Annotated in this window: 13 protein-coding genes and 1 tRNA gene; 1 reads left to right on the top strand and 13 read right to left on the bottom strand. The window is 69.4% G+C overall.

Annotated elements, in window-relative coordinates:
* Positions 1-17: 17 nt before the first annotated feature.
* Positions 18-90 (top strand) — tRNA-Thr (locus tag BUE48_RS22585).
* Between the two features lie 69 nt (positions 91-159).
* Here the strand turns inward: BUE48_RS22585 and BUE48_RS22580 are convergent.
* The 13 genes from BUE48_RS22580 to BUE48_RS22520 form a co-directional block, all read right to left on the bottom strand.
* Entirely contained in the window at positions 160-1,389 is a 1,230-nt protein-coding gene (locus BUE48_RS22580; protein WP_012854845.1) for a site-specific integrase, read from the bottom strand.
* Positions 1,389-1,574, bottom strand: a complete 186-nt coding sequence (locus BUE48_RS22575; RefSeq protein WP_012854844.1) for a helix-turn-helix domain-containing protein — start codon at positions 1,572-1,574, stop codon at positions 1,389-1,391. The genes BUE48_RS22580 and BUE48_RS22575 overlap by 1 nt, the downstream gene beginning before the upstream one ends.
* Positions 1,562-2,986, bottom strand: coding sequence for a replication initiator (locus BUE48_RS22570; protein WP_286990967.1), 1,425 nt, complete (start codon positions 2,984-2,986; stop codon positions 1,562-1,564). Before BUE48_RS22570 ends, BUE48_RS22575 begins: the two co-directional genes overlap by 13 nt.
* A 98-nt stretch (positions 2,987-3,084) precedes the next feature.
* Positions 3,085-3,240, bottom strand: a complete 156-nt coding sequence (locus tag BUE48_RS22565; RefSeq protein WP_012854842.1) for a hypothetical protein — start codon at positions 3,238-3,240, stop codon at positions 3,085-3,087.
* Between the two features lie 46 nt (positions 3,241-3,286).
* Positions 3,287-4,147, bottom strand: coding sequence for a DUF2637 domain-containing protein (locus BUE48_RS22560; RefSeq protein ID WP_012854841.1), 861 nt, complete (start codon positions 4,145-4,147; stop codon positions 3,287-3,289).
* A complete protein-coding gene (locus BUE48_RS22555) occupies positions 4,147-4,467 on the bottom strand; it encodes a hypothetical protein (RefSeq protein WP_148233088.1) in 321 nt (106 codons plus the stop codon). Before BUE48_RS22555 ends, BUE48_RS22560 begins: the two co-directional genes overlap by 1 nt.
* A 116-nt stretch (positions 4,468-4,583) precedes the next feature.
* Positions 4,584-5,927 carry an FtsK/SpoIIIE domain-containing protein gene (locus BUE48_RS22550; protein WP_012854839.1) on the bottom strand — a complete coding sequence of 448 codons (1,344 nt, stop codon included), beginning with the start codon at positions 5,925-5,927 and terminating at the stop codon, positions 4,584-4,586.
* A 13-nt stretch (positions 5,928-5,940) separates the two neighbouring features.
* On the bottom strand, positions 5,941-6,330 hold the full coding sequence (locus BUE48_RS22545; RefSeq protein WP_012854838.1) for an SCO3933 family regulatory protein: 390 nt from the start codon (positions 6,328-6,330) through the stop codon (positions 5,941-5,943).
* Between the two features lie 122 nt (positions 6,331-6,452).
* Positions 6,453-7,277 (bottom strand): protein phosphatase 2C domain-containing protein, encoded by an 825-nt coding sequence (locus BUE48_RS22540; RefSeq protein ID WP_012854837.1) that lies wholly within the window; start codon positions 7,275-7,277, stop codon positions 6,453-6,455.
* Positions 7,278-7,286: 9 nt separating this feature from the next.
* Positions 7,287-8,126, bottom strand: a complete 840-nt coding sequence (locus BUE48_RS22535) for a sigma factor-like helix-turn-helix DNA-binding protein (protein ID WP_012854836.1) — start codon at positions 8,124-8,126, stop codon at positions 7,287-7,289.
* Positions 8,127-8,493: 367 nt separating this feature from the next.
* Positions 8,494-8,886, bottom strand: a complete 393-nt coding sequence (locus tag BUE48_RS22530; RefSeq protein WP_012854834.1) for an ATP-binding protein — start codon at positions 8,884-8,886, stop codon at positions 8,494-8,496.
* Positions 8,887-8,971: 85 nt separating this feature from the next.
* Positions 8,972-9,793, bottom strand: coding sequence for a Scr1 family TA system antitoxin-like transcriptional regulator (locus BUE48_RS22525; RefSeq protein ID WP_041440254.1), 822 nt, complete (start codon positions 9,791-9,793; stop codon positions 8,972-8,974).
* 250 nt (positions 9,794-10,043) lie between these two features.
* Positions 10,044-13,433 (bottom strand): tetratricopeptide repeat protein, encoded by a 3,390-nt coding sequence (locus BUE48_RS22520; protein ID WP_286990964.1) that lies wholly within the window; start codon positions 13,431-13,433, stop codon positions 10,044-10,046.
* Positions 13,434-13,791 lie beyond the last annotated feature (358 nt).

Genomic DNA, 13,791 nt, shown 5'->3' with positions numbered 1-13,791 from the left:
GCGCCGCGATGCGGCAGGCCGCCTTAGCTCAGTCGGTAGAGCGATTCACTCGTAATGAATAGGTCGTCGGTTCGATTCCGACAGGCGGCTCCCAGCTCAGAGGCCCCTTGCGATCTTCGCAAGGGGCCTCTTGCTAACAGGTTTGCTAACAGCGGCCCGCTAAACGGCCCCGCTCATCACCTTCGCGAACACGTCCGCCGCGGCCACCTCGGCGGAACGGATCACATGCGCGTAGACCCGCAGCGTGATCGCCGGGTCGGCGTGGCCGAGCCGAGCCGCCACCACATGGACGGGGACGCCCGCCAACAGCAGCGTCGTCGCGTGGATGTGCCGCAAGTCGTGCACGCGGGCATGGGGCAGCGGCTCGGCCGGCTTAGGCCCTTGCGGCGGGTTGTTGTAGGCCCGGATGGTCTTGGTCATCAACCAGCCCACCGAGTCCGGATGGATCGGCTCTCCCCGCTCGGTTGTGAACACGTAACCGTCTTCCGCACCGCGCCAGGCTTCACCGGCCTGGAACTGCTCAGCGAGCTGGGCCTTACGGTGCTCCCTGAGAACGGCCACGGTCTCATCGTCGATGGTGACGACGCGGGACCGGCCGCTCTTGGTCGTCCCTTCGATGCGCCGGCCCTTGACCACACCGGCAGAACCCCCGATGGTGATCCGCTTGCCGTCCAGATCGACGTTCGACCAGCGCAGCGCCAGCAGCTCACCCCGCCGGGCACCGGTGTAGGCGGCCAGGTGGTAGAAGGCGAACAGCCGGTGCTCGCGGACGGCCTGGAGGAACACCCGAAGCTGCGCGGGCGTCCAGATGCCATCTGCTTCCCTGACCAGCCCTTTGGGACGCTTGGCCCGCTCGGCGGGGTTGGACGGGATCAGCTCATCGACGAGAACGGCGTCCGCGAACGCCTTGTGCAAGATGGCATGCACCCGCATCACGGTCGAGACGCTCAGCGGCTTGCCGCCCTCGCCGCCGCTTGCCAGGAGATCCCTGTAAAGCTTGGTGATCTGGGCCGGACGGACGGCCTGGAGCCGCAGGTCACCGATGTGAGGCTTGATGTAAAGCCGGACCATGGTGTGGTAACCGGCCAGCGTCCGGGGCTTGATCTCGACTGCGTGTGCTTCGAGCCACTCATCCAGGTATTGAGCGACGGTGATGGTGGTGCGGTCGATGTACTCACCGCGCCGGGCCTTGACGCGGGCTTCGTCACGGGCGGCTTTGGCCTCTTCCTCGGTGACGAAGCCGCCGACCCATTTGGGTTTGGAGACGCCGGTTTCGGGGTCGCGGACGCGGATGACATACGACCAGGTGCTTCCGCGTTTCATGACCCCGTCCCGCAGCCGGGGCCGGGCCTTGCGGGAGGATGCGGGCTTGCCGGTCTTGCGGGGCATCAGGCGGCGTCCTCCTGGGCGAGCAGGCGGTCTATGTAGTCTTCGAGGGCTTTGCGGGGGATGCGGCGGGAGCCGTGGACGCGGACCGAGCGCAGGGCGCCGGAGGCGATGAGTTCATAAAGCTTGCTGCGGGAGATCGCCAGGGCGCGGGCGGCTTGGGGGACGGTGAGCATCAATGGCTCCATAGGCGGCTCCTTTCAGCGGCGGTCAACGGGTTGAGAGGCGGCAGGGGTGTGCCGGTCAGCGCGGCGGTCAGCAGTGCTTCACCGGGGGTCAGGCCGCGGCCGGCGTAGCGCCAGTGGGCGATGACGAGCACCCGGTCTTCCTCGGTCAAGGGCAGCCGCCCGGTGGTGATCTGCTGGTGTTGCTGGTTGTGCCGGATGCGGGCGGCGCGCAGCCGTGCGAGGGTGGTGGAGTAGTGGCGGGATTTGGTGGTGAAGTGGCCGCGGAAGCCGAGCATGTGCGCCCACTCCGCCAGCCGCAGCCCGGCCATCTCGGGCAGAGCGCCTAGGTGCAGGCAGGCGGCGATAAGACGCCGGGCGTGGTCGCTGACCGGCAGGGCGTCTAGGTCGTCGGTGGGGCGGATGCGCCGGTCGAGGGTGCCGGTGCATTCGGCGGCTTTGGTGGCGTATTTGGCGATGTAGCCGGCCACCGCGGTATCGGTCAGCTCACCCGTGGTGGTGATGGGGCGGATATCGAGCTGATCACCCCAGGCCAGCACCCGCGCGGGGATGCTTTCGGTTGCGGGTGTGGTGACGGTGACCGCCCGCACCGCCTGTTCCACCGCTTCGGCGAGGGCTTCGTAGGTGGCCCAGCCGGGCGGGGTGGTGGCTGGGCCACCGGGTCCGTCCAGGCGGATGATGGCGTGGAAGTGGACCGTGCCGCGCCGCTGGTATTCGGCCACCTTGGCGAACGACACCGTGAGCACCTCGCCCAGCGCCGCGACGGTCGTTCCTGCGGTTTTGGCCAGGCGCCGCCGGAGAGCGAGGGTGAAGCGCCGCCACAGCTCAGGGGCGAGGGCGTTGAACAGGACGGTGCCGTGGTGGTCGTAGCAGTCCGGGCACAACGGCTCCCCCAAGCGCGGATCGTCGGGAGCGTGCCGGGCGGTGCAGGACAAGGACCGCCCGTGCGGGCACGTCGTGGTGTTGCGGCGAGGGCGGCAGGGCCGCACGTTGCCGCCGGGGGTTGTGCGGCGGGCATGGACGGGGCCGAAGGAAGGTGCGGTGAGGGTGACGAAGGCGGCCGGGTGCGCCGCCACCGTGGCAGGGACGCCTTTGCCGCCGACCAGTCCGGCTTTGACGAGGTGGTAGGTGTCGGCCCGATAGACCTCGGCGCAGGCCGGGCAGCGGGAGGCCCGGCGGGTCTTGCAGGCCACCCGCAGGGTTCCGCCGGGTTCGCTGGTGGTGGTGTAGCGGTGGAGCAGTTCACCGGTTGCCGGGTCGAGGTAATCCACCCGGCCCTTGAGATGAATCGGCTGCAGGCACCCGCCCAGCGCACGGGTCCGAGCCGCCCACCTGTGGAAGTCCGGGCGGGCCATCTTGGCCGCCATGTCCCGGGCGGCCAGCGGAGTCACCAGTGACGAGGCAGGGCGAGGCACGAAGGCGGGACCTTTCCTTTGTCCGGTTTGCAGCAGGCGAAGGGGAACGGCCCCGGCGCGGCCATCCGCGCCGGGAGCAGCCGGTTCGACGGGCGGGGTTAGAGGGCGGAGGCGAAGGCCGCAAGCGCGTCGGCCAGGGCGGCCAGGCCGCCGCCGAGCGCGGTCACGGTCTCGGCAGCGGCGGAGGGGTGACGCAGCACGTAGAGGGCCAGCACCAGCCAGAAGGTCCAAAAGAGGCAGCGACGGACGAACACGGGACGGCTCCCTTCAGACGAGGAGAAGGAGGGCAGGAGGGTGGGGTTAGGCGGGGTGGTTGCGGATGTGGCGCAGCAGGTCAGAGGCCAGCCGGTTCGACACCCCCAGCCGGGCCCGCAGCGCATCACGGGTGATGGGGCGGCCGTGCTTGGCCTGATGCTCGGCGGCCACCTGGCGGGCGAACTCCACCAACGGCTCTGCCAGACCAGGCCGACCATCCCCGTCCGACCGGGGCGGGGAGGCCGAGCCGGAACGACCGGCCCCGCCCTGGGACGAGCAGGCCGATGCGGAGATCGGGAGCGGGATGGTGGTCTGCCCGTCCTGCACCGAGGACGGGGACGGGTCAGGGGCGGGCAGCTCAGGACGAGCCCCGTCCCCCGCACTCGCCACCTTTGCGGGTGAGGAGGACGGAGAGGACGACCGGACCACCGGGGACGGGGACGAGGAGGCCAGGTCGGGACGGCCGAAGGACGGCGGGACGGCCGGTTCCGTCGAGGACGAACCGGATTCCTCACCGCTGCCGGGCCGGGTGGTGGCGCGGCGTTCGAGCATGGAGACCGCGACCAGGAAGGCGGCGGCGGGGGTTCCGGCGGTCACCCACCCCCACACGGTCGGCTCTGCTTGGGCGAGGTTGGCGGCGAGGGACAGGAGGATGCCGCCGGCCAGCACGCAGGTTGGCCACGACAGCCGTGCCGTGGGCCGCTGGGTGCGTTTGTCACGCTGCCGTTCCCGGGCCGCCATCACACACGTCAGATCGATGCACACGGCGACGGCCCAGGCCATCCACCCGTCTTGGCCGTGCTCGCGGGCGGTGTCGTGGATGTGAGTGAACGACCCGGCCGCGGCGATCACCGCGAGGATCACCACCGGGCCGGTATCGGCCAGGGCGAGCAGGAGGCGCCGCATCACGCCGCCCTCTCCCCGCACACCTTGGCCAGCAGCGCGGCCAGCTCCCGATCGCACTCGTGGGCGTCGGCCCAGCCGTAGGCCTGTGTGGCCGAGGTGGTGGTGAAGGTCTCGGCGCACCGGCGGCACGAGGCCAGGTGCAGGCCGCGGATGCCGTCCCACTCCACCACCGGCCCCACCAGGACGAGGACGGACCGCCGGGACGAGCAGGACGAGGACGGACGGGACGAGGGAGAAGAGACGGGGGCGGGACGGGGACGAGCGGCCGGACGGGCCGGATGTCCGGGGTGCAGGGTGGTCACTTCACCGGTTGGAGACATGGGCAGGCTCCACACGTTGGTTTCGGGCATGGGTGGGCTAGGGACCTGGCGTGAGGGAGGGCTCACGCCAACCCGCGGGGAGAAAAGAGCGAGGAGGAAGGGGGAGGCGGCCGGGGTTATGCGACGGCCGGGCGGACGGCTGGGAGGCTGCTGGTCAGGTCGGCCCACGATGGGGTGAGGTGGGCGTAGGTGTGGGCGGCGTGTTCGGCCTCGTGCTCGGGCACGTACACCGATCGGGCGCGATGCCAGGTGCCGTCCTGGCCGGCGACGATGCACACCCCCGGCATCTGGGCGGGGATGGTCCGGGCGGCGTCCAGGGCGGCGGGGTCGAGGTCGCCGAGGGTCATGGTGGCGGTTTCCGGGTCGTTGACCCGGTGACAGATGCGCCCGGAGAGCTGGGAGCGCAGCGCGGTGACTCCCGGGCCGAGGTCGGAGCCGATGCGCTGACCACAGATCACCAGGTGGACGGCGAAGGCCCGCCCGAGCTGGGCCAGGCGCAGCAGGGCTGTGCCGGTCTTGGCCACCTGGTCTTTCTCGGCCCGGTCGGCCATGAGGAACAGCTCGGCCACCTCATCCACCAAGACAACCACCGGCACCGGCCGCAGGTGGTCGGGCAGGTGCCAGACGTTGCGCACCCCGTGCACCCGGCACAACGCCATGCGGGCTTCCACCTCGCCGACCAGGTCGCCGAGCAGGGCCAGACACTCAGGCCGGGTAGTGGCCAGTGCGGAGAGGCGCGGGGCATACGGGGTGAACTCCACGCCGCCTTTGAGGTCGAAGCCGACCAGGGCGACCGGCTGAGGTGCCAGGCCCTTGATGATCGCGTTCGCTAGGTTGGACTTGCCCGACTGCGTAGCACCGGCGTTCAGCCAGTGCGGCACGGTGCGGAAGTCGATGATCCAATCGGATCCGTTGTCCAGCTTGCCCGGCCGCACGGTCAGCAGCCGCCCGGTGTCCGGGTTCACCCGCACCTCGGTCAGCGGGTCACGCATGGTCGCCCACAAGGTGATCTGACCGGGGCGGACGTCGGCCACGCGGACCGAGTGGACCCGCCAGGCGTGCGCGATGCCTTCCGCGGCGCGTTCGTAGTCGGCGGGGACCTGGCCGTCGTGCAACCGGACGCGCACCCGCCACCCCAACCGGGTGGGGCGCAACCAGCCCAGCCGCGGGGCGCGTTCGACGTCCACACGCCGCCACCGCCGCTTACAGGTGGCCACCGTGACGGATCGGGCCGCCGAACCGGCGACCGGAACCGCATCGAGAGTCCACCGCCAGCGGCGGCGTGTGCGGGACAGGCCACACCCTGCGGCCACATGTGCCCAGGTCAGGTACACCAGGGCGAGGCGGAAGGGGTAGCCGGCCCCGTACCAGAACGAGGCCGGATGCCAGTGCCGCCACACCCACGACCCGACCGCCACGAGAGCGGCCAGAGCCGGGATCAGCAGGGCGAGGTTGTTCATCGCAGCCCCCGCCTTAGGCCATCTCCGCCGGAACCGACACCCCCGGCACACCCACCGGCGAGGAGGGAACGGCCGGTGCGGCCGGGTGGGCGGGGGTGATGTGGTCGGCGCGGTAGGCGATGCCCCAGCGGGTCCGCCCACCGGTGTGCTGCTCCCAGGGGAAGGCCACCAGGCCGGAGACGGTGACCACCTGCCCCACCGAGATCTGCGGGTCACCGCCCACCGCCACGGTGATCAAATCCACGTTCCCGTTCTCGTCGGCCGCGGTGAGCTTGACCGTGTAGACGGTGCGGCCGTGGCGGTCCACCTTCACCTCACCGGTGTTCTGATCCACCAGCTTGGGACGCGGCGCCGCCACGCACACGAACGTCAACGCCGATGTGTCCACAGGAATGCTGCGCATGAGACCTCCACTTGTCGAGTCCCCTAGACAGCGCCTTCGGTTCAACGATGAGACTGTCTAGGGGGGTATGCAATGAAGGTAAGCGATGGAGCCGCCTACTGTCTAGGGGGGTATGCAGAATCTCAGTCGTGGAGCGCCCAGTAGACGGCGGTGGCGTCATCGCTGGCTTTGCCGCGCGGCCAGCGTGTGCCGTCCGGGTCGCTGTGCTCGGCGTCTCGGGTTTGGGTGAGGAGTTCGGCCGGACCGTTCTTGTCGAGGAGAGCCAGCAGGTCGGGCCAGGTCAGCAGGCCGAACCGGTCGGCCGGCCGGCTTGCCCCGTCGCTGAGCAGTGCCACGGCCCGCACCCGGTCCAGTGGCGTGGAGCCGGTCAGCGCTTGTTCGGCCGCTTCGGGACGGGTGCTGGCCACCCAGAACCCGCCGGGCCGGTTGCGGTGGTCGTTGAGCTTGCGCACCCGGGCGAGCTGGAAGGCCGCATGCTCGGCGCTCCCCAGCGGCGGCCGCTCATCCGGGCCGTCGAGCCGGGCGAGGACTCCGGCCAACCGGTCGTCACTGATCACCAGCGGGTCGGCGTCCGTCCGATCCAGGACGAGGACCGAATCCGCCAGCACCAAGTGTTCGAGCCGGTCACCGGCCACCCGCACGGCCACCACGGTGGCCGAGGGCGAACCCGGATGCTGGAGATCGCACGTGTGGGAGTGCAGCGCGTTGACCCGCTCAATGCTCGCGGCCAAGGCGTCGGCAAGACTGGTGCGAGGGTCGAGGGCTTCGGCCAGGAGCAGCCCGCCGAGGGTCCGGGCGTACCAGGCCACCGAGTGCGAGCACCCCGATTCCAGCCCGGCCGGGATGCCGGCCCCGTCCAGGAGGACGGCGAGGCCGGGTGCCGCCGCCGCGAAGTCTTCGTTGTCCCGTCCGGGGGTGGCCGGTTCGCTGGCGATCAGCACCCGCATCCCGTCTCCTCAGGCTTCGTCGTGCCGGTAGATGGGCGTCAGCAGCTCGGTCCGGACCGGTTCATGGGTGGCCGGGTCGTACTCGGTCCCCACCACCACCGAGAAGCACTCGGTGCCGACCTGCCCCCACAGGGAGCCGATGTCGGTGGTCAGCAGGTGCACCACCCCAAGCGACCCTTCCGGATGGATGCCCGCGATGGCCAACAGCGACCCGTTGCCGTCCGGCCGGGGCAGCCGCCCCAGATAGCCCACGTCATAAGGCCGAGGCGGGTCCTCTTCCTGCCCGCTGCGGAACTCCCGCCCGGTCCGCCTGTCGCGCAGCAGCCACCCGGCTTCGTCCCGGTCCCACTCCAAGACCGGATCTTTGGCGTAGACCTCCCGCATGGCCGCCGACATCCGAGGCCCGCAGATCACCAGCAGCCCGGGCCGGTTCAGATCGAACTCACCCGACAGCGGCACATGGTCATAGCCGACCGACAGATCAAAGGTGCGCGCCAGTTCTTCCAGCCGCTTGCCCGTGGTCAGGTCATCCAGCGCCACATACGTCCGGTCACTGGCCGGGTCGGGCCGCAGCGGCGTGACCACCGTGACCTCACCCGATCCCAGGAACGCCCCCTCGGGTGCCGGGCCGGTGTGCCGGATCTGGTGAATCCGCCCCCGGCTCAGCCCCGCCGCCTGGGCGATCTGCGCATACGACAACCCTTGCGCGTGCAGTTCTTGAATCACCCGCCGCCGCAACCGCGCCAGCTCCGTGACCTCCTGCTGAGCCTCGGCCAGACGTTCCGTGGCCGCCCGCAGCAGCTCGTACGGGTCTTCTATCTGCGCGATGCGCTCAACCTCGCCGGGCATGACACCTTCTCTCGCTTCCCGCAGCGAGTCTAGGACTCTAGACATCAAGCGGGAAACCTCCATGCCCGTCGCCGCACTCACCGCCCGCAGCCGCCGCCGACGCCGAGGAATCGGCGGACCGCTCACGAGCTGTCGCCCTCCTCCTCGGAGCCGTCCCCGAGGCCCTCACGGCGAAGCTCCTCCAGATACAGCGTCCGCAACAGGCCCGCATGAAGCTGCGCCAGCCGAGCCATCGCCCGCACCGCGGCCCGATTACGCGCGAACTCTTCCGCCGTCCACACCCGCACATCCGCGGCCCGGCAGACCTCGCACGGCTTCTCACTGGAACAGCGGTGCGCCCGCCTGCGCCCCCGGGAGTGCCGCCCCATCACGCCTCACCCACGACGTCGGCCCACACCCGCAGCCCGACTCGTACCGGCTCACAGCCCCACTCCTTCGACAGCGCCCGCACGATGTGCAACCCGCGCCCGCTGAGCGCCGCCTCATCCGCTGGATCGTCCCCCACCAGCACGGGACGACTGTCTGAGCCCATGTCGATCACGGCCACCTCGACGTGATCGGCGAAGACCTCCAGCTCCACCACGAACAGCCCGCCCGGCTGCCCGCTTTCGGTGTGCTCGATGGCGTTCGTGGCCAACTCACTGACCACCAGTTCGACCGCATCGGCCAGCACGTGATCCGCCAGCACCAGCCGGGCGAACTTCCGCGCCAACCCCACGGCCTCAGGCGTGCCGTCGAACAGCCGGCACCAGCGCGTCATACGCATCACCACCCATGCGTCTAGGGGGCTACACACCCCTGGAGAAGCGCAGCGTATGACAGATCTAGGGGGCTATTCAATACGTTCAGTGAATAGATCCTAGGATCTTTCCAAGATCCCGAGCGGCCCGTTCCACCAGCGCCACCGCCTCATCCCCGAACACCGCCGACCGGGCGAACCCTTCGAAGACCTCCACATACGCCCGAACGTCGGCCTCTGCGGTCAGTGTCAGCTCACGGGTGAACGTCTCCACCGTCACCGCCGAGTCGTCATAGATCGTGAACCCATGCAGCGGCACCCCGCACCGCTCCGAGCCCACGACGGTCCCGGCAGGCACCACCCCTAGGCGCACGTTCGCCCGTCCAGCGACTTCCACCAGGTGAGCGAGCTGCTCCGGCATGCACGCCCCCGACCCCGGCCACGTCCGCAACACCCCTTCACAGATCACGAACGTGAAGTGCCGTCCCTGATCACCGAGCACCGCGGCCCGATCCACCCCGCCCTCACCCAGCACGACCATCCCGGCCGCCCGGTCATAGCCGGCCGTCCGCAGCAGGTAAGGCACCGCCACCGACTCAAACGACCGCACCAGTGAAGCCGACAGCGCTCGCTCCACCGCTGTCCCCTGCCGGAACGACACCCCCGCATCCACCCGAGGAGCCGCCGACTCGGCGTATGCCCCCCGTACCTCGGCGGCCAACCGCTCGAACTCGGCAGCCTCCAGCCCCAGAACGCCGAGCAGCCGGACCACTACCTCAGGATCCGCAACCCGCCGCCCCGTCTCCACCCGAGACACCGTCGGCTGAGGCACCCCCGCCCGCCGAGCCAACTCCGCCCCCGACAACCCGGCAGCCGCCCGCAACCGCCGAAGCTCCCGCCCAAGTGCCACAATCCGGTCCGCACCCATAACCGAGCGTTCTACCACCCCCACACCCAGCACCCAGCCGGCTCACATCGATCCACACGAACCCGCGCACCGCACAGACCGTTCAACTGAGCCCTGACCTACGGTTCCGTGAAACCAAGGGTCGGCCGATGAGAACTTTCTCTACGTCTTCAAGCCGCCCGCTGGCGCGGACAGAGCCGGCCTGGCCGGGCCGGGCATGCGGCCTCTTGCGGGCCGATCCCGCCCCGGCCGACCGGCGCAATGCCGAGTCCTATTGAAGCCGCGGTGGAGGCTCTTGACCTGTGGCCTGCCTCCATGCGGAGGTGAAAGCGTCGGCATCGTGCGCACGGGCCTGCTGGAGGAAGGTGATGCAGACGCGGCGCAGATCGGTCATCTCACGCTCTGTGGCAATGGTGAGCCCTTCAACGAGGGAGCGCGTGGCCTCGCCGACCTGGTCCAAGTTGAGCAGCATCTTGCCCAAGACAGTCAAGCTCGTGGCCAGGTTGGGCAGGAAGGCGTCAGGACGTTCCTGGACCAGGGTCCGGTAGAGATTCACGGCTTCGGTGATGGCCTCCAGAGCCTCCTCCCTCCGCCCCATGTTCGCCAGACAGGTGGATTGGTTGTTCAACGACATGGCCAGGTCGGGCAGGAAGGCGTCAGGACGTTCCTGGACCAGGGTCCGGTAGAGATTCACGGCTTCGGTGATGGCCTCCAGAGCCTCCTCCCTCCGCCCCATGTTCGCCAGACAGGTGGATTGGTTGTTCAACGAGCCGGCCAGGTCGGGCAGGAAGGCGTCAGGACGTTCCTGGACCAGGGTCCGGCGGATCTGGACGGCTTCGGTGATGGCCTCCAGAGCCTCCTCCCTCCGCCCCATGTTCGCCAGACAGTTGGATTGGTTGTTCAACGAGCCGGCCAGGTCGGGCAGGAAGGCGTCAGGACGTTCCTGGACCAGGGTCCGGCGGATCTGGACGGCTTCGGTGATGGCCTCCAGAGCCTCCTCCCTCCGCCCCATGTTCGCCAGACAGTTGGATTGGTTGTTCAACGAGCCGGCCAGGTCGGGCAGGAAGGCGTCAGGACGTTCCTGGACCAGGGTCCGGCGGATCTGGACGGCTTCGGTGATGGCCTCCAGAGCCTCCTCCCTCCGCCCCATGTTCGCCAGACAGGTGGATTGGTTGTTCAACGAGCCGGCCAGGTCGGGCAGGAAGGCGTCAGGACGTTCCTGGACCAGGGTCCGGTAGAGATTCACGGCTTCGGTGATGGCCTCCAGAGCCTCCTCCCTCCGCCCCATGTTCGCCAGACAGGTGGATTGGTTGTTCAACGAGCTGGCCAGGTCGGGCAGGAAGGCGTCAGGACGTTCCTGGACCAGGGTCCGGTAGAGATTCACGGCTTCGGTGATGGCCTCCAGAGCCTCCTCCCTCCGCCCCATGTCCGCCAGGCGGTTGGATTGGTTGTTCAACGACATGGCCAGGTCGGGCAGGAAGGCGTCAGGACGTTCCTGGACCAGGGTCCGGTAGAGATTCACGGCTTCGGTGATGGCCTCCAGAGCCTCCTCCCTCCGCCCCATGTCCGCCAGGCGGTTGGATTGGTTGTTCAACGAGCTGGCCAGGTCGGGCAGGAAGGCGTCAGGACGTTCCTGGACCAGGGTCCGGTAGAGATTCACGGCTTCGGTGATGGCCTCCAGAGCCTCCTCCCTCCGCCCCATGTTCGCCAGACAGGTGGATTGGTTGTTCAACGAGCTGGCCAGGTCGGGCAGGAAGGCGTCAGGACGTTCCTGGACCAGGGTCCGGTAGAGATTCACGGCTTCGGTGATGGCCTCCAGAGCCTCCTCCCTCCGCCCCATGTCCGCCAGACAGGTGGATTGGTTGTTCAACGACATGGCCAGGTCGGGCAGGAAGGCGTCAGGACGTTCCTGGACCAGGGTCCGGTAGAGATTCACGGCTTCGGTGATGGCCTCCAGAGCCTCCTCTTGTCGACCGAGTTGGGCTAGGACGGTGGCAAGTCGATGGCTCCAGCGGGCCCTTTGAGCCGGGTCAGTGTCGGGAGGCAGAAGATCACGGATCCTGCGGGTCACTGTGGCGGCGGCGGTGGCCAAGGCGACGGTGGGGTAGGGGATCATGTCGGCGATCCGCTGGAGATCATCCAGTTCGGCCGGGACATCGGCCAAGACGGTGGCGAGGAGGTCGCCCAGGCGGGTGCCGGTCTGAACGGCGACCACGATCGCCGCGGGGGCCAAAGCGTTCAGGTCGGCCCGCAACGCCGCCTCGATCACCCCAGACGCATGCCGGTGGTGGGCACAAGCCCGGGTCAGCACGGTCAACGCCCGCACCGCCCGTTCCTCCTCCAGCCCCGTCAAACAAGCACGGGCCAATTCAGGGCTGGCGTGCAGTTGGTCGGTCACGTGCCGCTCGGCCAGCAGGTCGGGCCGCAACGGCTCCAGCCACGCCGACCCCGTTCCCGGATACAGCTCCCGCGCCCAGCGGGCGAACCGGCCCAGCCGCTCGGCATTGGCCTCGGCCAGATCCGGCACCCGCCTGAGCACCGTGCGGGCATCGGCCTCATCAGCCGCGCCCAGCAACGCCAGCGCCGCCACCACCCGCTCCAGCAGAACCAGCTCGGCGTTCAACCCTTTTACCTGCGCAGACTGGCGCCACAGCCGCTTCTCATGCCCGAGCAGCCGATCCAACACCCCCAGCTCGGCCACCGCCCGCACCCCGCCGCCTTCCTGTCGGGCGTCCAGCACGGCCACCAGCGCGGCGGCGTGCAGTACCAGCACCGGCAGCCGCCCTGCTCCCTCGGGGATCGTCACCGACACCTTCGGGACCGGCGTGATGCCCAGCGCCGCCGCGAACGCCGGCACCGCATCCAACACCACTTGCTCATCGCTTTGATCCTGTGTCAGCGCGGGCTTCAGATCACAGCGCCCGGCGCGCTCCACCAGCCCCCGCACCGCGGGCACTTCCGAGCCGAGGGTCTCCCACCACTCCCCGGCCCGCCGCGCCACCAGCAACACCCGCACATCCCCGCAGTCCCCCGCGGCCTCCAGCCGGGCCGCCTCCGCCAGCATCGCCGCCAACTCCGGGCGGGTCTCGGCGTAGTCGACCACCAGCAAACACCGCCTGCCCAGCTCGCGAGCACGGCCGAGCTGCTCAGCCTCACGACCCGCCGCGATGTCGGTCTCGCACTGCCATCCGGCCGCCCGCAGCTCCTCGACCAGCTCCAACGCCAACCGGGTCTTGCCCACACCACCGGGCCCGGTCAGCAGCCACACCGGGCACGCCGACCCGTCCTCACACCACTCCCGCAGCAGCTTCAACTCATCAGCCCGCCCCGCAAACGGCACCACACCCCGTGTGGGCCGCAGCAACGCCGCCGGGCTCTCATCGGCCTCCGCCGGATTACGGTTCTCCTCCAGTGCCTTCCGCCGCCCAGCCTCCTCCGCTATGGCGGCGGCCCGACTTGCTTTGAGGGCGCGTCGTGCGTTCAGCCACTCACTGACGTAGGAGCCTGCCGCCCCCGCTGCGATGGCCGCCACCACGCTCAACACCAGCCGCACCACCAGGGGCCATGACGACGGCAGCAGCGGCACCACCGCCGTCACCACCCCCGCCGCCACCGTCAACAGCAAGAACATGAACGGCCGCCAACGCCCAGCACCATCCATACCTGCAAGGTTCCCCCAAGCCCACCCCTTGCAGCAGTAAAAACCAACGAAGACCGCCAGGCCGTAACCGGCCAAACACACCACCCCAGCCCACCCGCGCCACCCACTCAACCCCGCGAACACGCCAACGACAAGACGACCACCGCTCCCTGACGACCAAGCAAGCAGCCGAAAGACAACCGGCGGAAGCGCGAAACGATCACCACGACGGTTGCGGCCAAGGAGCTGCCGCGGAGCTTCCGGTGCTCGGGCCGTGACCGGCCCTGCGCTCCGGATCCCCTTGCCACCGGAAAAGCCGGATACGGCGGGCGCCCCCACTTGCTAACACCAGTGCTAACAACAGCCCCAGACAGCGGCG

The sequence above is a fragment of the Thermomonospora sp. CIF 1 genome, from assembly GCF_001896795.1.
GTDB classification, from domain to species: domain Bacteria; phylum Actinomycetota; class Actinomycetes; order Streptosporangiales; family Streptosporangiaceae; genus Thermomonospora; species Thermomonospora curvata.
This window is presented reverse-complemented; position numbering and strand designations above follow the sequence as displayed.